The following is a 20,641-nucleotide window of genomic DNA, read 5'->3' as shown; positions in this document are numbered from 1 at the left end:
CCACCGGCCCGCTGAAGCCAATTGCTGGATCGGAAAGTGAATTGGACAACCACTACCAGTGTCGTGCCCTCTTCCTGCGATGGGGGACGCAGAACATTCACAAATCAAGGCTGATCGATCGTGTTCTCAAAACGCATTCTCTGCGCATGTCTCTTTGTTGCTGCCAGCATTTCCAACGCGAACGCTGACGAGGGCATGTACCTTTTCAATGAATTGCCCACAGCCACTTTGAAATCGGATCATGGTTTTGAGCCGACGGCACAGTGGGCAGACGATCTGCGACTTTCGTCCGTTCGATTCAATAGTGGTGGTTCGGGATCGTTTATTTCTAGCAATGGATTGGTGCTGACCAACCACCACGTTGCCAGCGATACGCTGCACAAACTAAGCACGCCTGAGCGAAACTTGATCGACGATGGCTACCTGGCGACGAACCAAACCGAAGAGCTGAAAGCTCCTGACCTGGAACTCAATCAGTTGGTCACGATCGAAAATGTTACTGATCGCGTGAACCAAGCCGTTGATAGTGGCGCGGACGCCAAGGATGCGGCCAAACAGCGCCGTGCGGTAATGGCGACGATTGAGAAGGAGTCGCTAGAAAAGACAGGGCTGCGAAGCGACGTAGTCACACTATTCGGCGGTGCACAGTACCACTTGTACTGCTACAAGAAATACACCGATGTGCGTTTGGTTTGGGCACCGGAGACGGCAGCCGCATTCTTTGGCGGTGACGCGGATAATTTTGAATACCCGCGGTACAACTTGGATGCGACAATCATGCGGGTCTACGAAGACGGCAAGCCAGCCCAACTCAAGAATTTCCTTCGTTGGAGCAGCAAACCACTAACAGGCGGAGAACTAGTTTTTGTCAGCGGGAATCCTGGACGCACGCAGCGAATCTTCACCACCGCGGCGCTGAAGTACCTGCGAGATGACCGGATACCTTACGTGCTGGATTTTTTGCGACGCAAAGAGATTTTGATGCAGCAATTTGGCTTAAACGGTACCGAGGAAACACGTCGAGCACGCGACGAACTTTTCGGTATTCAGAATTCGCGAAAGGCATACACCGGAATGTTGGCGGGACTGCAGAACCCGCAAACGATGTTGGCCAAGCAAGCAAGCGAAACGGAGTTGCTTGCGAAAGTAAAAGGCAATTCCAAGCTAAGCGAACTAGCTGGTGCATGGGACGAGATCGCGAAGGTTCAAAAAGCAAAAAGTGAGATGCTAAAGCAAACCGTCAGTCTGCGCAGTCAGCTTTACGGTATCGCCATGGAACTAGTTTTGTTGGCGGCTGAAAATCAGAAAGACAACGTCGATCGACTTCGCGAGTACACCGACGCCGGTCGTGATTCGCTCTTGCAGGAATTAACGAGCACCGCGCCGGTCTATCGTGATCTGGAGCAAGTGAAGCTTGCTGACGAACTGGCGCGACTGATTGAATTGCGTGGAGCAGAAGACGAATTGGTCGGCAAAGTCATGGCGGGGAAAGGTCCGCGTGATCGTGCAGCAGAATTGTTGGCTGGCAGCAAGTTGGATCTCGTTCCCGAGCGTCAAAAGCTGATTGACGGCGGCATGGATGCAATCAATTCAAGTGATGACACTTTGATTGGTTTGGCTAAGATTCTGCAAGAAGAGTATCGGCGGATTCGCGAAGTCAACGAGCAGTTGCAAGAACGCGAACGTCAGGCCTATGCCAAGATCACCCGTGCCGTTAACGCTGTTGAGGGCGCGGGAGGTTATCCCGATGCCACGTTCACACTGCGGTTAGCATTCGGAGTCGTCAAAGGATACGAAGAGGACGGCAAGACGATTTCGCCGACAACCAATTTTGCAGGGGCCTACGATCATGCTTCTTCACACAAAGGGCAAAAGGATTTTGACTTGCCCAAGTCGTGGATGGACGCAAAATCGGAAGTGAACCTAGACGCACAGATCAATTTTGTCTGCACTGCGGACATCATTGGCGGCAACAGCGGTTCGCCTGTTGTGAATCGTGATGGAGAATTAGTCGGCCTGATATTCGATGGCAACATCCAAAGTCTGACCAGCGACTATCTCTACACAGACAATCAGGCACGTGCCGTGAGTGTGTCGGGGGTCGGTATCATCGAAGCGCTCAAGTCCATCTACCATGCAAATGAATTGGCTGCACAGGTTGGAAAGTAGTTGCCGTGAAAAGCCAGATTACTGCTTCGTCGTCGTTGACGTATTTTTCGCGTCGATCGTAGCAGTTTGTTTGTCGGTGATGGACTGAGTTTTTAGCTTTTCGCGTTTGTGGGTATGCCACAGCTTTAGCATCAACCAGAGCGCAAAGAATGTTCCCAGGAAAGCGATCAAAGTCAGGTAGAGTGGTCGGATGTAGCCGTCGCTGACGTGTTTGGCTGCGTTGCCGGTCGCTTCGATTGACCGACCCACTATGCCGCCCTTGCTGACGACGATTGGGTTGCCGTCGGCATCAAAAACCACTTCGTCGCCGCCCAGAATCCGCTCAGGTTCAGCCAGCACGATCGTGGTTGTAGCGACGGTAAAGAGCGACTTGCCGGGATTGGCTTTGACAAAGTCACCCAAAAACGAAGTCATGCGATCGGCATCTTTGCGAAACATTGCCACCACACCATTGCGTTGGGTGGAAGGCAATTTTGCCAAGTCGTCGACGTGTTTGGCGACGGTGATGGCTTGACCTTTCGTAAGCTTGGTTGCCAGTTCGGCGCCGTCATCCCCAAGCGATCTCACCAGAGCCATGCCGACGCCGGGGTGCATCAGCTCGCTTGTCAGTGCCTTTGCGCCGTGTTTGGATACGGTTTCGGCTAGTTCGCGGCCCGTCGTTCCAGCGGCCAGTTTTGCAAGGGCTGCTTGAACTTGGGTTGCCGGGATTTCATCGAGTGCCGACAACACTGGGCCGAGCGACGGAGCGTTGTCGAGTGCTTTGAGTGCGTCTGGTCCGTGCTTTCCGACGTACCTGGCAACTTGTTCGACGGCGTCGTCTCCACCTTGCTTGGCTGCTTTGGTGGTGACTCGTTGAACAAGTTGTTTACCACCTTGTTTGGCCAGGTACTCGGTGCCTTCCTCGAAGCTCTCTTTTCCAAAATATTTGAGGACCGCACGACCAACCGACGAAGCCACAGCGACCAAGGCTGGCTGCGATGCAGACGCATGGGAGGAGTTGCCCTGGGAAATCGCATCGCCCAAAAAGAGTGCGGCCAGAGTGAAAACGATGGCGAGTGATCTTATTTTCATGGCGTCGATGTTCCAGTGACGATTTGTTCGTAAAAGCGTTCGCGATAGGCTACTGATAGTCGATCGCATACGACGGGCAATGCACCCACTAGTCCTGATGAACCGTCTTCGTTGGCGGCAGTCGCATCGGCGCTGGTGGCGCCGCCGTACAGAATCGTGTTTTCAAGCGTATTCAAGTAGCCATACATCTGACTGCGCATCTTGGCTTCGAACTGTTCTGTCATCCACCAATCGATGACCATGCCGACGGCAAGTCCTACTCCAAAACCAACCACTGCTCCAACGGGACCGCCGAATGCTCCGGTTCCCGTTCCCGCGGCGGTTGTTCCAGCGGTCGCTGTTGCGCCAGCGGCGCTGCTGACAACCGCGGTTGATCCAAAGCGTGCTAGCAGGCCCACTACGATACTTCGGCCGGCAAAGACGCCCGCTTCGCTGATGATCAACACACCAACGGCATTTTGAACACTGGCGGTGCCTTGTTTGGCACTGTAGCCCTGCAATTGTCGCGACACAGATTCAAAAAAAGGTTGGTACTCATCGGCTTGGACTTCCGGCAAATCGGCTGCGTTCAGATCTGTTTTGACGCTGATGAGCATTCGTTTTTGGTTGGTGTCGATTTCGGATTTGAAGTCGGCCAGAATCACGGCAATGTCATCCATCAGTGTCTGCTGCGAAAACAGATGCTGCTGGAATTTGTCTTCGACGAAATTTTCGATTTTGTTTTCTTTGCGCCACCAATCACTCGGCATTCGTTTGACGATTCCGAATCGTGTCGAGATGCTGGTGAGATCGTCGACAAAGGGTTCGACACCGCCGCGGTAATGGTCCATGGCCGCCGAAATCTTTGCGATGCAGCGATCCGCGGCTTCTCGGTTCAGGGCATCGGCTTCGACTATGCGTGGCTCAACTTTTTCATCGAAGAAGATGGCTCGTCGAACGGCGCGTTTGGATGACTGCTCTTGCGAATCGGCAGCCACGTCCTGCTGCGCTGGTGTTGCGCTGCGAGGCACGTCGGGCGCCTCACCGGGTTGATTGACGACCGTGAAAGCAAGCGTCAGTCCTGCTGCCAATAAAGCCCCCGCACAAGCGACAACGATCTGTCGTTTGTTTGTCGTGATTTGTCGGGCGTTAGCGTTGACCATGAAACAAACCTTGTTGTTCTCTCACCTGAAATAGGCAGCCATTGCTCGCATTCAGGGCGCAAGAAAGAGGGGCCTGATCTCTAAAATCGGTTCTTTCCTGCTGTCAGAATACGCTGTTTCACGACCAAATGACAATTTTTGGCTTCAGCTTCTACTCTCGAACCCAGTCGACTTTGTCATCGATGGCAGCCCTCTGGCAGGTCGGCCAGGTTTCCGCTGGGTAGCCCAAGTAGAAAAGGCCTAGCGAGTGGTCTTTCGGTTTTAGTCCAACGAACTGCCGCATTTCGTCGCTGACCGCGGCAATGTTGGTCGACCAGAAAGCTCCCAGGCCGTGGGCGGATGCGGTCAAGTGCATGTTTTGAACCGCGCATGCGACCGCCATGATTTCGTCCAGTTCCGTGATTTTTTCGCTCGCTTGCCGCTGCATGCCGATCACGATCACGGCCTGCGCTAGCATCGCGTTCTTGCTCATGCCTTCGTACTTGTTGGGTTTGAACTGGTCCGCTGGCGTTAGCTGCTTGTAGGTCGCTGCCAGGAAATCAGCTAACCGTTTTCGCGCTGGCCCAATGAAAACCTGGAAACGCCACGGTTCGGTCATGCCATGCGTGGGCGCCCAATTGGCATTTTCGAGCATGGTCTGAATCAACGACTCATCGACCGGTTGGTCCGAAAAGAACTTGGGTTTGATCGTGCGCCGGTGACGGATCGCGGCGGTAACTGACTGGGCGTCCAAGGGATTTTCTCAGCAAGAATTGAGGCACGAGGCGGGAACAGAAGCAAGCGGTCAAACAGCATGCTAAATTGATCACCGCTCTTCGTCGAGACGCTCAAGAGCAAGTCGATTTTCAGCTCAGCGGTGTCGGCCACAAAGATTGATCGACACCAAATGCTAAGGGACAACGAGTGATCGGCTTATGGCAGCGGCGTGTCCTGACAACCCTGCAAAGCGATGAGCGATTCGCCAGTTTGTCCACAAAGTCGCTGCTCGCGAAACTACAATGTAGCCGACGTCTCCCCGGCGTTGATTTTGCGATCCCATTCGCCTCTCCCACCAGCCCACCAAATTGTCATGCAACGTGACACCTCCCGCCGCTATCGGCTAATCATTGCCAGTTTCGTAATTGTGTCATGGCTCTGTCCGACACCTGGAATTCGGTCCGAAGAATTGGCCATCGCAGAAGTGGTGCGCGACGAACCGGTTGATTTTGCCACAGAGATCTTTCCGCTGCTGAGGCAAAACTGCTTGGCCTGTCATCACGCCAAGGACTCCGAAGGCGGGCTGAACTTAGAAACGCATTCTCTGATGCAGCAAGGTGGCGATAGTGGTCCGGGGGTGGTGGCGAAGAACATCGCAGAGAGTTTGGTTTTCACTCGCGCGTCCGGGCAATTAGACGATTTGATGCCGCCCGAGGACAATGATGTCGGCGCGAAGACGTTGACGGCGAAACAGTTGGGACTGCTGAAGCTTTGGATCAATCAAGGTGCAAAGGGCGGTCAGGTGACTGTCGATCACGGTATCCAGTGGCAGCCTATTCCCAAGTCCGTTCGCGCGACCTACGCGATGGCTGCTTCGCCCGATGGACAGCTTGTCGCCGCTGGGCATGGAAATCGCGTGGCGGTATACGACATCGCGTCGGGCGCGGAGGTCGCGGTGCTGTCGGATCCTGGTTTAGATTCCATCTCGGGACCCGGTGTCGCCGATGTGGATTTAGTCCAAGCCATTGCATTTTCGCCCCGCGGAGATCGGATTGCGACCGGCGGCTATCGGACGGTTCGGCTTTGGAAGAAGAAGCCGCCGCGGAAAATTTATGACACGCCGCTTTCGCGTTCATCGGGCATGGTCGTCAAAAGCCCTGACGCTTCTCAGGTTGCTTTGGTAAATGCGATCGGTGATATCGAAGTCTGGAGCTTGCAACCCGAACAACGCAATTTTGTGCTTCGCAACTCTGGCGGCGTGATCACTGGGATGGCGTGGTCACAAAAGAATAATCGACTAGCCAGTTGCGACGATCAGGGTTGGTTGTCGATCTGGGACGCTGGATCGGGAAAACTAATCGCCGGGGAAAACACCGGCCAGTCATTTCGTTCGCTGGCTGTTTCAGAAGATGGAACGTTGGTCGTCACGGTCAGCGCCGACGGCAAACCGCAGCTTTGGGAATGGAAGTCTTCGGATCCAAAGCAATCCAGTATTGTGAAGAAGCCGATGCCATCGCTTGATGCGATCAAAGATGCAAGTTCGATCGCCTTGGGGGATCAGCCGTCGCCGCAGATTGTCGTTGGCAGCCAGTCGAACGCGGTGATTCTGGATTCCTCCAGCGGAAAAGTACTGCACAAGCTTGATCACGGTGCCCCGGTTGCCGCCGTGGCGATCGATTCTGCAAACGGTCAAGTTGCGACAGGTGGCCGCGACGGCATCATCCGACTTTGGAAGCTCGCTGATGGAAAAGCCGGCCAGGTTTTTCAGGGCACAGCCGTCTCGCGGTATTTGCTGACGCAGGCTCAACGCGATGTTGCCCGCCAAAAAGTCATCGTGGCTGCCGAAGAGGCGAAAGCCAAGGAGTTGGAAAAAGTTGCAGCGAAGGAAGAAGAAGTTTTTAAGAAGCTGGCAACCGAACAAGCTGAGGCTGCGAAGAAATTCGCCACCGCGAAAAAGGCTTCAACCGAAGCAGTTGCCAAGGTAACTCAAATTGACGCCTCGATCGTAACAACGAACCGCGAACTTGAAACGGCGAAGACGTCGTCCGAAAAAGCTTCGAAAGAGACTGCTGCGAATGCGACCAAACTGGCAGAGTTGGAACAGATTGCGACGCAATTGGAGGCCGAATCGAAGAAGCTGACCGCAGCAGCACAATTGCTTGAAAAAGAGAAAGAGACGGACCAGAAGAAACTGCTGGAAGCCGAGGCCGCGGCAAAAGCATCTAGCGAAAAACTGCAGGCGGCTAAATCCGAAGCAAAGAAGGTTGCCGATGCCCTAACGAAAACAAAAGCAGAAGCGGAGGCGGCAAAGGGCGTCATCGCGGCTTTAACCAAACAACTTGCCACGTCGAAGACAAATCTTGAGGCAGCCAAAAAAACGGCCGCATCAGCCAGCACCGCAATGACGCAGCAGGAGGCTGAACTGACAAAGAAAGACAAAGCACTATCCGCTGCAACGGCAGCTAAGAAACGAGCCGCTGATGCCGTGCCGCAGTATCAGGGCATCGTCGGGAACGCCAAGCGACAATTGACTGTTCTTCAGAATCGTCTGTCAGAAACAGAAAAACGGCAAGCATCGGCCGGCCAGGCTTGCGTGGATGTTTGCTTTAGCGACGACGGTACTCGTCTGGCCAGTGTGCATGCCGACGGATCAGGACGAGTCTATCGAGTCGCCGACGGTTTGCCAGTTGCCTCCGTAGATGGCCAAGTCGACTCCACCGGTGTGTTGATCGTAGGCGATGGTTCTTTGTGCCTGTTTGGGCAGTCGGTCCCCAGCACTATGTGGTCGATCAATGAATCGTGGGAACTGGAGCGAGTCATTGGATCGCCTACCGATTCTGAAATCAGTGATCGCGTGACAGCATTGGACTTCCGCCGCGATGGGCTGTCGTTGGCTGTTGGAAGTGGCCCACCCAGTGGGTTTGGTGAAGTGAAAGTGTTCGCGGTCAATGGCGGCGAAATGGTTCGTGACTTAGGAAAAGTGCACGGCGATACGGTGCTTGGTCTGAGGTTTTCGCCTGATGGAAGACTCATCGCGACATCGGCTGCCGACAGAATCGTCAGCGTGTCGAATGTTGCTTCCGGTGAAATCATGCGAACATTTGAAGGGCACACTCATCATGTTCTCGGTGTCGATTGGCAAGACGATGGACGCGTGCTTGCATCGGCAAGTGCGGACCAAAACGTGAAAGTCTGGAATGCCAAAACCGGCGAGCAAAACAAAACGATCGCTGGCTTTGGCAAAGAAATTACGGCCATCGCATTTCTGGAACAAACCAATCAGTTCGTCACCAGCTGTGCTGACGGCCAACTTCGATTGCACGACGCCAACGGCAAGTTGATCAGAAGTTTTAGCGCGTCGGGCGATTTTCTTTACACACTTGCGATTGCACAGGGCGGCAAGACACTGGTTGCTGGCGGGCAAAATGGAGTGATTCGGTTTTGGAATGTCGCGGATGGAAAGTTGCTGCATGAGACGAAGTAGCGTTTCGATCGTCGCCATGCCACCAGCGCTAAGCAAGCCGCGGTGTGTGCAAGGCAGCATCGCGTGTAACGCAGCAAGGGTTGCGAAGCCGTATAGAATTAACAGTCGCCAGTTTCCTCGCGATCTTGGCGGAACGCGTGCCAAGGCGTTGAACGGCAGAGGCGAAGCCGCTTCAGCCCACGTGGCAGTTGATCCGTTCCTTCAGGGGGCCAGTTTCTGTCCAGCCGGAGGTAGCTTGCGATATCCTGACCGAGTAACCTGTGCTGCCTAGTGGCTATAGGGGGTTTGTGGTTTTTAACGGCGGGAGTTCGCATCATGTTCGGGATTCAAAAGAGTATTTCACGTCGCTCGATCAATAGCCGATCGGCACTCTGGAATCTGACTTCGTTGGAAGAGCGGATCATGCTCGCAGGAGACGTCGGCGCTGCGGTAGCCTTGCCTGCGGAAGTTGGCCAGCCTGTGCATCTGAACTCAGCCGCCGTGCAGCCCGAAACGCCTCGAAGTGTCGTCTTTGTGGATCCATCGGTTCCTGATTTGGAAACGGTCGCCAATGGAATCGATCCATCCGCCGACATGATCTTGCTGGATGGGGCTACCTCGGGGCTCGATCAGATTTCGCGTGTCTTGTCGCAGCACCGCGATGTCGCCAGCATCCACATCATCGCTCATGGAGCAAGCGGTTCCATTCAGCTTGGCAACCAGACTGTCGATGAAGCCGCGCTAATCAATCATCAATCCGAACTTCGCGCGTGGTCGTCTTCGCTCACTGAGAACGCTGACATCTTGCTGTATGGCTGCAGCACTGGCGAAGGCGAAGCCGGGGCAAGCTTTGTTCGTCGTTTGGCTGCGATGACGGGAGCGGATATTGCTGCTTCGACCGACGCAACCGGCAGTGAGCGTCTGGGAGCCGATTGGGATTTGGAGCACAGTGTCGGCGTTATCGATGCTGCACTGGCTTTGGATTCGCGAGCGATGCAACGGTTCAATGGCACGCTGGAGATCTCAATACGTGCTGCCGGTGTGACGAATGAAGAACAGATGGAATTGCAGATCGATGGAGTCACGGTTGCGACCTACGACAACGTAGGCGGCGACGCGTATGGCGGGCAATTTCAAACCTTTACTTACAACGTGGATGGCGTCAGCGCCGATCGCGTCCGAATTGCTTTCACCAATGATCTCTATGACGAGGCAGCCGGAATCGATCGAAATCTGAGAGTTGATTCGATCGCGATCGACGGCACCACTTATCAGACCGAGTCACCCGATGTCTTTTCGACGGGGACTTGGTTGTCGGGCGACGGAATCACGCCCGGTTTTCGCGAGAGCGAATTCCTTCACACCGATGGGTACTTTCAATTTGCAGAAGATCAGTCGCCCGACGGTTCTCTGATCGAGATCGTAGCATCGGGAGCCACCGGTGACGAAAACTTGCAACTCGAAATCGATGGTGTGGTGGTCCAGAGTTGGGAAAGCATCGGAACGGCGAATGCCGTTTTGTCCTATCAAGCAACCGAGACAGTCACGGCGGACCGCGTTCGCATTTCGTTTGACAACGATCTGTATGATCCTGACAACGGCATCGACAGAAACTTAGACGTCGATCGAATCGTGATCGACGCGACCGTCTACGAAACAGAATCGCCTGACGTTTTCTCCACAAGCACTTGGTTGCCGGGCGATGGCATCACTCCGGGCTTTCGCCAAAGCGAAACACTGCACGCGAATGGCTATTTTCAGTACGCCAGCGAACCGGTAAGCACCAATCCTGGAACGATTGGCCTGACCCTTGGCGAGCTGACGATCGATGAGAGCCTTGGCACGTTGAATTTCATTGTCTTTCGCGAAGGAGGTGCTGACGGAGTCGTCACCGTCGACTACGCGACCAGTAACGGAACCGCCGGCAATGGTGATTACGAAAACATCTCCGGCACGCTGACTTTCGACGATGGCGTCACTGGACAGCAACTGTCACTGCAGATCACGGATGACGATTTTTATGAAAGTGACGAAACGTTCTCACTTTCGATCAGCAATCCAACCGGTGGCGCTTTGTTGGGGGCGACGACCAGTCAATTGGTGACCATCACCGACAACGATGACGTCTTCACGGGCGTGATTTTCGAGGACAGTTTTGAAGGTTCCACCAACTGGACGGCTAACCCGTTTGGTACGGACACGGCGACGACGGGCCAATGGGCAGCAGGTTCTCCCGAGTCGACGACAAGTGGATCGACCACATTGCAGCTTGATAGCGGACTCACGGGTTCGCGAGCTTTAGTCACTGGATTGGCCGCTGGCGGAAGTGTGGGATCGTATGATGTTGATTCAGGTCTGACATCGGTTCTGTCGCCAGAGATCGCACTGCCAGACGGGGCTGAGATTGAACTGTCATTTAGTTACTACCTGGCGTACTTGAACAACGCCAGCAATGACGACTTTTTTCACGCCGCGGTCATCGTCGACGGCAATGACATCGAACTTTACAGCGACCACGCCCACGACGCCGACCAATCGGCCCAGTGGCAAGACGTGACCCTGGACCTGTCGGCGTACGCAGGCCAGACAGTTCAGATTCTGTTTGAGGCAGCGGACGAAATGGGCGCCAGTTTGATCGAAGCCGCGGTCGACGACGTCAAAATTGAATCATTGCCGGCTCTACCCGGAACCATCAGTGTCGCGACGACGGGCGTCAATATCGACGAATCCAATGGCACGGCAACGGTTGTAGTCGAACGAACCAATGGCCGAGTCGGTACGGTCAGTGTTGACTTTGCAACCGTCGATGGATCAGCCGATGCCAGCGACTACACCGCGACAAGCGGTACGCTGACATTTGCCGATGGGGAGAGTCAGCAAACCGTCACCATTGAAATCAACGATGACGCGACGGATGAAGACCTCGAGTCGTTTACATTGGTGATCTCGAATCCTACCAACGGCGCTGTGCTTGGCAGCGATACCAGTGCCGTGGTGACGATCGCGGACAACGATAGCACCGTCGCGGACTACTTGCCCGACATGCTCCCGATCGCCAGCACGTTGCTTCAGAACTTGAGTATCGATACCAGCGAAATCCCCGGGCGTGAACTACTTCGTTTTTCCACGGAAGTCGCCAACGGCGGTGATGGTCCGCTGGAGATTTGGGGTGGTTCTGTGTCCGGCAATTCGCAGCAGGTTTTCCAACGAGTGTATCAAGCCGATGGTGGATTCCGCGATCAGCTGGCCGGTGAATTTGTTTACCATCCCGGTCATGGACACATTCACTTTGAAGGGTTCGCGACGTACGACTTGATTTTGACTGACACCAGCGGCAATGTTGTCGCCAGTGGTGGGAAGACCAGTTTTTGTTTGATCAACATTCGTCAGCCTTTGCCAGACGCCACTGCCAACGCGGGGCAAGTGCACGGGCGTGGCGGAGATTCATGCGGCAACGTCCAGGGCATCAGTACCGGTTATTCCGACGTCTATTCAGCTTCGTTGGATGATCAATGGATTGACGTCACGGACGTGGCGGACGGGCAGTACTACTTGGAAATCACGACGGATCCGGAGAACAATATCCAGGAAACCGACGAAACCAATAACACGGCTCGCGTGTTGATCACGATTGGTAATGGGCAAGTTACTGGGGGCTAGCGTAGGGCTTCAGCACGACGCAGCCACCACGCCAACCAGACACATCGCAGAGCGGCGCACGAACTAAGGATCACTTAGCATGTTGACGAAAAATCAGAAGCGGAATCGTATTAATCATCCCTCTTGGTCCGTTTGGCCATTGGAGCAGCGGTTGATGCTGGCCGCCGATGCGGGAGCAGCAGTAGGGGCTGTCGCGGATTGTGACACGGTACCGGTAGCCAGTTCGCCAGCGACAAGTGTTTCAGCTCAGTCGACGGCCAAACATTTGGTTTTTGTTGATCCAAATGTTCCGGAGATGGCGCAAATCGTCGACGGAGTTCACCAGGGTAGCGAACTGGTGCTATTGCAGGCCGATCAGGATGGCATCGATCAGATCAGCCGCGTTATTGCAACGCACCGCGACGTAGCGAGTATTCACATCATCGCTCACGGTCAGTCAGGGCAAGTGCAAATCGGTAACAGCATTGTCACGGAAGCGACGCTGGTACAGTGTCAGGATCGACTGCGAGGCTGGCGAAATGCGTTGGCGGCGGACGCAGATATCTTGATTTACGGATGCCATACGGGCAGTGGTGTAAGTGGGCTCCAGTTCATGCAGCGACTAGCCTCGCTCACCGGAGCCGACGTAGCCGCATCAGACGATGCGACCGGTGCGTCAGCACAAGGCGGCGACTGGATTTTGGAGCAGAGCGTGGGCAAGATTGAAAGCGGCTTGGCGCTGAGTGCCCAGATGCGAAAGCAGTACGCCGGTGTTCTGCCGATCTCGATACTCGCTGCAGGTGTGACCAATGACGAACAGATGCAGTTGCAAATCGATAGTGCCACGGTTGCAACTTTCAACAACGTCGGTGGCGACGCTTACGGTGGGCAATTTCAGACCTACACGTATGACGCCGATGGGATTCGTCCGGATCAAGTTCGAGTTGTCTTTACGAATGATTTGTTCGACCAAGCAGTCGGCGTTGATCGCAACTTGCGTATCGACAGCATTGCACTTGATGGTGTGACGTATCAGGCGGAAGACCCCAGCGTGTTTTCGACGGGGACTTGGTTGCCCGGCGATGGCGTAACGGATGGTTTTGGACGCGGCGAATTTTTGCACGCGGACGGATACCTACAGTTTGGTGCGACGGGTGGCACCCTGATCACGATTGAAGCGCGGGGCGCGACCGGGCAAGAGTCTATGTCGCTTCAAATCGATGGCGAAACGGTCGCGTCGTGGGACGATGTTAGCAGCAACAGCAGCGCCTACACTTTTGTCGCTGACGAAGGCGTCACGCCGGACCAAGTTCGCGTTGCCTTTACCAATGATCTGTTTGACGAAGCAAATGGAATCGACCGCAATTTGATTGTTGATTTTGTTGTCGTTGATGGGCAGACGATTCAAACAGAGTCTAGTCAAGTTTTCTCGAACGGAACGTGGGTGTCAGGACAAGGAGTGACGCCTGGGTTTGGACGCGGCGACACGCTTCACACAGACGGATACTTTCAGTATGCCGGTGGGCAAACCAGTGGTTCGACGATCAATGTCGCCGTGCAGGGTTTTGAAGGTGATGAATTGGTCGAACTTTTGATCGATGGGCAGAGTGTTCAGCAGTGGACCGACATCGGGACCAGTTCCCAGATCTTGAGTTTTAACGCAAGCGACGTGGTTTCCGCAGATCAAGTTCGCGTGGCGTTTACCAATGATCTGTTCAACGCCAGTACGGACCGAAATGTCCGCGTCGATCGGATCGAAATCGATGGGAACACGTATCAGACCGAGGATTACTATGTGTTTTCCACAGGCGCCTGGACTAGCGAGGATGGCATCGTGGATGGTTACGGGCGTGGCGACGTCCTCAATACCGACGGGTATTTCCAGTACGCATCGAATCCGCCAGTCGACGATGGCGACTTTGGACTCGCTAGCAGCGTCGTGAACATCGATGAAGCCGACGGCGTGGCCACGCTGACGATCAATCGCACAGGCGGCAGTTCCACTCCGGCCGCAATCGAATACCGCACCGTCAGTATCACAGCACAAGATGGCCCCGATTTTGATGGGGTTGATGACGTGTTAGTGTTTCAGCCTGGCGAAACTTCGCGTGATATCGTGGTCCCGATTGTCGTTGACGCGATTGGTGAAGGCAGCGAAACGTTTTCGTTTACGATCGACAATCCCGCTGGGGCAGGACTGTTGGTGCCGCGCACAGCGACGATCACGATCAACGATATCGCTTTGCCCAACTACACCAGCTTTAGCAGCACAGCGGGGCTTGATCTGAATGGAGCAGCGCAGCAGAGCGGTTCCCGTCTTCGGTTGACGACGACGAATCAAGACACCGCGGGCAGCGTGTTTTATGATTCGGCATTACCGATCGATACGCAGACATCGATCCAGTCTCAATTTGCGTTCAACATCAATGGTGGAGACGGAGGCGGGGGCGCAGACGGTTTGACGTTTGTCATCCAAGGCAACTCTGCAGACGCTTCGGCTTTGGGCGCGTCGGGAGGAGCGTTGGGATACGAGGGCATCACCAATAGTCTAGCGATCGAATTTGATACGTACCAAAACGGCGGCGATGTCAACGCGAACCACGTCTCGGTCTTGGTCAATGGCAGCACCACCACTCCGATTGCCACCAAGACCTACGCTGTCGACCTGAACAACGGTGCCACCAAATACGCTTGGGTCGAGTACAACGGGACGAACAACCTACTGGCGGTCTACCTATCCGAAAGCAACAGTAAACCCAGCAATCCGCTGATCACAACCACGATCGATCTGCAAACTCTGGTTGGTGGCGAAGCCTATGTTGGATTTACATCGGGAGTGGGCGGGCTTCAGAACAATCATGACATTCTGAATTGGACGTTGAACACCGACGTGCCTTCGATTCCCGATCCGCCCAATCCTGGCGGGACGTTGGTTGCACAGTCGGTCGCAACGGGATTGGTCAAACCAACCTCGATGGATTTCACTGCTGACGGAACCAATATGTACATCGCCGAGCAGCGTGGAATCATTCACGTGTATCAAAACGGAGTCGATCAAGGCACGCTCTTGGATTTTACGGATCGAGTCAACGGCACGCGAGACCGTGGCCTGCTAGATATTGCGGTGCATCCTGATTTGGCAAATAGCCCTTATCTCTATTTGCTATACACGTACGATCCGCCGCAAGTGAGCGGGCAAGCAGCTGGATCGCTGGCCGGTGCCGATGGCAACGGAAACCGGGCTGGCCGGATGACACGAGTCACCTTGGATGCGTCAACGGGCTACACGTCTGTGATCGCCGACAGCGAAGTCGTGTTAATCGGTGGCAATAGCACGTGGGACAACTTCAACGCGTTCGCCAATAGCACGTCCAATTTCAACGAACCTCCGGCGGGCATTCTTGAAGACGGATCGAATCTACAAGACTTCATCGCGACAGACAGCGAATCCCACACGGTAGGTTCGATCGAATTCGGACCCGACGGTGCATTGTATGTTTCGATTGGCGATGGCACGTCTTACAACCAAGTGGATGTGCGAACACTGCGAGTTCAAGATATCGACAATTTGTCTGGTAAGATTCTTCGCGTGGATCCGATTACGGGCGAAGGCCTCAGTGACAATCCGTTTTACAACGGCGATGCCGACGCAAACCGCTCTAAGGTGTATCAGTACGGCGTTCGTAATCCGTTTCGTATCACCGTGGACGACGCAACCGGCCAAGTCTACGTCGGTGATGTAGGTTGGACGCGCTGGGAAGAAATTAACGCGGGCGAACCGGGCGCGAACTTTGGTTGGCCGTTTTACGAAGGGGCCAGCGGTTCCAATTCGCCGACAAACAACTACCAGAATCTTCCTGAAGCTGTCGATTTCTACGCCAATGCCGATGTGACTCCGTCAATCTTGGCGCTCAATCATGCTGCCGACGGAATCAACGCAATTGTGTTGGGCGATATCTACACGGGTAACCAGTACCCGGCTGAGTATCAGGGGGACCTGTTCTTCAACGATCTCGGTCAAGGAATCGTACGCAACATCAGCTTCGATGCAAATGGAGACGTTGCGGGAGTTCAGACGTTTACAACGGGCGCACAGATTGTGGTGCAGATGGTCCAAGGCCCCGACGGGTTCATGTACTTTGTCGATCTAAATGACGGCTTGGTCGGTCGCTGGGAGTTTGTTTAGCAAGCGGATGCGATTCGAATTCGACAGCAACCTGCATTTACCCGAGTGGTAAACGAGTGTGATAAACTGCGTGGCTGCTTTTCGTGTCCATTCAGGGATCTTGCTATGCGTGTTCTGTTGATTTTGCTGTTGCTTGCGATTGGTCAAACGTCCTTCGCTCAAGACAAACCCGAAACCAATCTCAAACACGCCGATGTTGTGGGCTCGTGGCTGTTTACCATTGTCACGCCCGACGACCAGACTCTGAACCCGACGTTGACGCTTGAGGTCAAGGACGAAAAGCTTGTCGGCAAATACACTTCGTTTGGCCAAGACATTACACCGGCGAATTTGGAGATCGTTCGCGGCGAATTGCGATTCGATATCGTGACTGCTTTGGGGGATAATCGCCTGGACGTTTCTTTTACGGGAATCCCTCGCGGCGACGAGATGACGGGCGAGTTGAATTATGCCGTCGATGGCAACGTCGGTGACATCGATTTCACAGCCAAGCGACAGAAGGACGCCAAGCCCGAATCGCCGTCGATGCCCGATGCGGCGACTTCAAATCTGAATGCCCAAGAAATCGGTGGCGAGCCGCACAAAGATTCGCCTCGTTTTCGTGGTGTCGGCGGTCGCGGTGTTTCGCCTGATGACGTTCGATTGCCTGACGTTTGGAGTCAGACTCAAAATGTGGCTTGGTCCATCGATGTGCCGGGTTACGGTTGGGCTTCTCCCGTTGTCTGGGGCGACAAGGTGTTTGTCGCGACGGTTGTTGCCGAACGAGACGACATTTTGAAGCCGTCGAAGGGCCTTTATCTGGGCAAAGGCGTTCGCGATCCAGCTAAAGGCATTCATCACTGGATGGTCTATTGCTACGACTTTGCGACTGGCGAAAAGCTATGGGAGCAAGAGGCGCACGCCGGCCAGCCCCAAGTGCCACGGCACCCCAAAAGTACTTACGCCGCAGAAACTCCGGCCACCGATGGAGAGCGGCTCTATGTGCTCTTTGGTGATTTGGGTTTGTACTGCTACGACTTGGACGGAAATCCGCTGTGGAAACGAGACATCGAACCTCAGAAAACGCTACAAGACTACGGAGCCGCGGCGTCGCCTATAGTTGATGATGGCCAAGTGATCGTCGTGTACGACAATTTTGGACCCTCGTGGATTGCATCGTTTGATGCCAAGACTGGCAACGATCGTTGGCGCACCGAGCGAGACGAAACGCATTCGTGGGCAACTCCCTTGATTTGGAAAAACAAATTGCGAACGGAGATCGTGGTGCCGGGTAAAAAACGCAACCGTTCCTACGATCTGGACGGGCAACTGCTGTGGGAATTTGACGGACGCATGTCCGGCCTCGTGATACCGTCACCCTTCGTTGCTCACGAGATGTGTTACATCGCATCGGGGTACGTTGGCGACGCTCATCGACCAACGTTCGCGATCAAACCCGGTGCGTCGGGGGACTTTACTCCCGAGGGTGGGTTTACGGACAGCGAGTTTATTCAGTGGTATCAGCCCACCGCTTCGGCATACAACACAACGCAGCTTGTGTACGGAGACTTTCTTTACACGGTCTACGACCAAGGGTTTATGACGTGTCACAATGCCAAAACGGGCGAAGAGATCTATGGCAAAAAACGATTTTCACCCAGTGGATCATTCACTGCATCGCCGTGGGCGTACAACGGCAAAGTGTTTTGTCTCAGCGAAGACGGTTTGACGTATGTCATCCAAGCCGGTGCAGAATTTAAACTACTGGGGACCAACGACCTAAGCGAATTGGCCATCGCAACACCAGCGGTCGCCAATGGAAAGCTGTTGATTCGTACCGCGTCAAAAATCTATTGCGTTGGCAAGAATTAGACCAGCCACTGCAGCATGGCGGTTGCCAACGATAGCACCAGCAAGAACCCGCACATGTCTGTGATCGTCGTTAGAATCGGTCCGGAAGCCAATGCTGGATCTTGCTTCAGCCCGCTCAAAAGCAGCGGCACACATCCTCCGATGCAAACCGCGATGATCGTGTTCGCGGCCAGCGCGGTTGCCACGACGATCCCAAGTGCGATTTGGCCTTTCCACAAAAACGCAATCACGCCCAGCAGCAAACCCAGCGTCACGCCGTTGATGATACCGACAGACGCTTCTTTCCACAGCACACGAAAGGCTTCGGACGGTTTGACTAGACCGAGCGACAATTCACGCATGCTGACTGCGACCGCTTGATTGCCGCTGCAGCCGCTCATGTCGGAAATGATCGGCAAAAAGACTGCCAACGCGATGACTGCTTCGAGTGTCTCCTGGTACATCGCGATCACGCTCGCGGCTGCGATGTTCAAAACAATGTTAATACTTAACCAAGACAAGCGACGAAAACTTCGCAGTCGTACCGGCATCGTGCGTAGTTCTTCACCGCCCAAAATACCTGTCAGCTTCAAAAGCGTTTGACTGGCTAATTCTTCGGATGCTTCCAGGACCGCATTTTGTCGCACGACCCCGACTAGCGTGCCATTTGCATCGGTCACGGGAACGCCAAAGTACGGATGTCGATCGAAGAACTGTTCCAGATCACGAAGCGGCGTTAGAAGGTTGACCGATTCGGGGTCTCGAATCATCAGGTCACTAACCGACGTCCCTGGCTTGGACAGCAAAAGATCTCTTAGCCGCAAAACACCCACGAGTGGTCCATCTTGTGCGGTGACATAGGCATACTGCACTTGATACCTGGCGTAGTCGGCAGCGTGATTTCGCAAATCGCTCAGGACGTCTTCGACGCAGGAGCTTTCGACGTAGGATAGATATTCCGATATCATCAATCCACCAGCGACATCGCCGGCGTACTGCATCAGACGCCGCGCGTCGTCTGCCTCCTCCGGTTCCATCTCTCGCAGAATGGCTTCGGCATCCGCAGCACTTAGCCGGCTTAGAATGTCGGCCTGCTCGTCACTGTTAACTTCATTAAGAATGTCGGCCGCTTGGTCCGCGGTCAAATGCGACACCAAGTTAGCTGCTTCAGATTCCGGCAGCTCTTCCAGCAGCGATGCTGCGTGGTCGTTTGGCAGCATCGTCATCAGCTGCGACTGATCATTGTCTGACAATCGCAAAACCGCGCGGACGGAGTCCGCAGATGCTAGCTCTTCGATGCAAAGGTCGGCAGCTTCCGCGTCCTGCGATGTGATCGCGGCGCGAAGTTCTTCGGCAGGCTGAGGATGGTCGGTCATTGAACACTCTGAAAGTCAGGACAATTCAGAGTGCATTTGAAACCACCTACTCCAGCATTAGAACCGGACTTGATCTACACACTTGTTAAGTCGCAATGCATAGTCCTGTCCGTTTGGCAGACCGCGAGCGAGTGTCACGGCCTTCCGATTTCATCTAAGCAGCTGTGTCGGCGTCGATCAATGCACAAAGCAAATCAGCAAAGCGGCTGTCTGCTTCGCGGCGACGAGCGATTCGCTCTTCGACGGACCAGCGTGAACGGATATTCAATACTCGGCTCGAAATTTCCGCGTCCGATGGCAGTGTTTCCATCGGGGTCACGATGGCAGCTTCAGAAACTTCGTTGGTTGGTTCAGTGGTCAGTTGTGCGATCGTCAACATAGGAGAATCCCTCCGGGTAAGTGATGGCTCATTGAAACGAGAAAGTTCGTTTCCAAATGATTGCCTGACTGCTTCAAAAATCGTTTGGCTCGTTCAGGGCGAAACGAGAGAGAAGCAACCAGTGTGCCAATTAGTAGATTCGACGTAGGTCGGCGACATTCAGTTCGCGACAAATAGAACGGATTTACCGTTTTTTACGGGGCTTTGTGAATCAAATCACAATGCCGAAAAAAAAATGGACCTCTGTCTGCAAATACTATCAAAAGGCGGTTTCTTCAAAGCCTTGCAAATCTTGCAACTGCCGCTGCGGCAGACACATGACTGCCAATTCGTGATCGACCGGGCCGACGACGGCTTGGACGATTTTCGTCCAAACTGGTCGCTTGCAGTCACCCCATAGCTCCACGTATTGCAACTGATTGGCCGCGTCGTAGAGCATTCCATAGATCTGCTGTCCGGCAGCTTGCGAGTACACAAACGAACCATCAGGTTCGAAGTACAGGCCTTCGATTGCTTGCAACCGAGCGGCGGCGGCATCGAACGTGGACTCAATGGGACCGCACTCAGGCCCGTACAAATACAAATGAAATTGGTGCATCAAACTTGATCGCTGACGTTGGCACCTGAAAACAGGGCGTGAAACTCGCAAAACGATATTGATCTTCCGTCAACACCCGCCAAAAGGCTATG

At 54.2% G+C, this 20,641-nt stretch carries 11 protein-coding genes; 5 read left to right on the top strand and 6 right to left on the bottom strand.

Annotated elements, in window-relative coordinates:
* Positions 1–195 precede the first annotated feature (195 nt).
* Positions 196–2,169, top strand: coding sequence for a S46 family peptidase (locus K239x_RS24635; protein WP_145422555.1), 1,974 nt, complete (start codon positions 196–198; stop codon positions 2,167–2,169).
* Positions 2,170–2,187: 18 nt separating this feature from the next.
* Here K239x_RS24635 and K239x_RS24630 read toward each other — a convergent pair whose 3' ends face one another.
* The 3 genes from K239x_RS24630 to K239x_RS24620 all read right to left on the bottom strand — a co-directional run bounded on the left by K239x_RS24630 (position 2,188) and on the right by K239x_RS24620 (position 5,115).
* Entirely contained in the window at positions 2,188–3,240 is a 1,053-nt protein-coding gene (locus tag K239x_RS24630) for a hypothetical protein (protein WP_145420978.1), read from the bottom strand.
* Positions 3,237–4,382, bottom strand: a complete 1,146-nt coding sequence (locus K239x_RS24625) for a hypothetical protein (protein WP_145420977.1) — start codon at positions 4,380–4,382, stop codon at positions 3,237–3,239. Before K239x_RS24625 ends, K239x_RS24630 begins: the two co-directional genes overlap by 4 nt.
* A gap of 151 nt (positions 4,383–4,533) precedes the next feature.
* Positions 4,534–5,115: a nitroreductase family protein gene (locus K239x_RS24620; RefSeq protein WP_145420976.1), complete on the bottom strand. Its 582-nt coding sequence runs from the start codon at positions 5,113–5,115 to the stop codon at positions 4,534–4,536.
* Between the two features lie 336 nt (positions 5,116–5,451).
* On the opposite strand from K239x_RS24620, the gene K239x_RS24615 reads away from it, so the two are divergent.
* The 4 genes from K239x_RS24615 (at position 5,452) to K239x_RS24600 (ending at position 18,217) form a co-directional block, all read left to right on the top strand.
* Positions 5,452–8,562: a c-type cytochrome domain-containing protein gene (locus tag K239x_RS24615; protein WP_419189357.1), complete on the top strand. Its 3,111-nt coding sequence runs from the start codon at positions 5,452–5,454 to the stop codon at positions 8,560–8,562.
* Between the two features lie 315 nt (positions 8,563–8,877).
* On the top strand, positions 8,878–12,201 hold the full coding sequence (locus K239x_RS24610) for a DUF4347 domain-containing protein (protein ID WP_145420974.1): 3,324 nt from the start codon (positions 8,878–8,880) through the stop codon (positions 12,199–12,201).
* A gap of 79 nt (positions 12,202–12,280) precedes the next feature.
* Positions 12,281–16,366: a carbohydrate-binding domain-containing protein gene (locus K239x_RS24605; RefSeq protein WP_145420973.1), complete on the top strand. Its 4,086-nt coding sequence runs from the start codon at positions 12,281–12,283 to the stop codon at positions 16,364–16,366.
* A 105-nt stretch (positions 16,367–16,471) separates the two neighbouring features.
* The gene (locus K239x_RS24600) at positions 16,472–18,217 is read left to right on the top strand and encodes an outer membrane protein assembly factor BamB family protein (protein ID WP_419189356.1); all 1,746 of its coding nucleotides are present in this window, start codon (positions 16,472–16,474) and stop codon (positions 18,215–18,217) included.
* Here the strand turns inward: K239x_RS24600 and mgtE are convergent.
* From mgtE to K239x_RS24585, 3 genes are all read right to left on the bottom strand, one after another.
* Positions 18,214–19,572 carry a magnesium transporter gene (mgtE, locus tag K239x_RS24595; RefSeq protein WP_145420972.1) on the bottom strand — a complete coding sequence of 453 codons (1,359 nt, stop codon included), beginning with the start codon at positions 19,570–19,572 and terminating at the stop codon, positions 18,214–18,216. The two genes, K239x_RS24600 and mgtE, sit on opposite strands and share 4 nt — an antisense overlap.
* A gap of 154 nt (positions 19,573–19,726) precedes the next feature.
* Positions 19,727–19,951 carry a hypothetical protein gene (locus tag K239x_RS24590; RefSeq protein ID WP_145420971.1) on the bottom strand — a complete coding sequence of 75 codons (225 nt, stop codon included), beginning with the start codon at positions 19,949–19,951 and terminating at the stop codon, positions 19,727–19,729.
* Between the two features lie 259 nt (positions 19,952–20,210).
* Positions 20,211–20,549 carry a hypothetical protein gene (locus tag K239x_RS24585; RefSeq protein WP_145420970.1) on the bottom strand — a complete coding sequence of 113 codons (339 nt, stop codon included), beginning with the start codon at positions 20,547–20,549 and terminating at the stop codon, positions 20,211–20,213.
* Positions 20,550–20,641 lie beyond the last annotated feature (92 nt).

The sequence above is a fragment of the Stieleria marina genome, from assembly GCA_007741555.1.
GTDB lineage: Bacteria > Planctomycetota > Planctomycetia > Pirellulales > Pirellulaceae > K23-9.
Note: the sequence above shows the minus strand (reverse complement) of the source record. Positions and strands in the feature narration are given on the sequence as shown.

Coding starts and splice junctions, on each gene's coding strand:
- K239x_RS24635 (WP_145422555.1), top strand. CDS start 196: ATGTACCTTTTCAATGAATTGCCCACAGCCACTTTGAAATCGGATCAT.
- K239x_RS24630 (WP_145420978.1), bottom strand. CDS start 3,240: ATGAAAATAAGATCACTCGCCATCGTTTTCACTCTGGCCGCACTCTTT.
- K239x_RS24625 (WP_145420977.1), bottom strand. CDS start 4,382: ATGGTCAACGCTAACGCCCGACAAATCACGACAAACAAACGACAGATC.
- K239x_RS24615 (WP_419189357.1), top strand. CDS start 5,452: ATGCAACGTGACACCTCCCGCCGCTATCGGCTAATCATTGCCAGTTTC.
- K239x_RS24610 (WP_145420974.1), top strand. CDS start 8,878: ATGTTCGGGATTCAAAAGAGTATTTCACGTCGCTCGATCAATAGCCGA.
- K239x_RS24605 (WP_145420973.1), top strand. CDS start 12,281: ATGTTGACGAAAAATCAGAAGCGGAATCGTATTAATCATCCCTCTTGG.
- K239x_RS24600 (WP_419189356.1), top strand. CDS start 16,472: ATGCGTGTTCTGTTGATTTTGCTGTTGCTTGCGATTGGTCAAACGTCC.
- mgtE (WP_145420972.1), bottom strand. CDS start 19,572: ATGACCGACCATCCTCAGCCTGCCGAAGAACTTCGCGCCGCGATCACA.
- K239x_RS24590 (WP_145420971.1), bottom strand. CDS start 19,951: ATGTTGACGATCGCACAACTGACCACTGAACCAACCAACGAAGTTTCT.
- K239x_RS24585 (WP_145420970.1), bottom strand. CDS start 20,549: ATGCACCAATTTCATTTGTATTTGTACGGGCCTGAGTGCGGTCCCATT.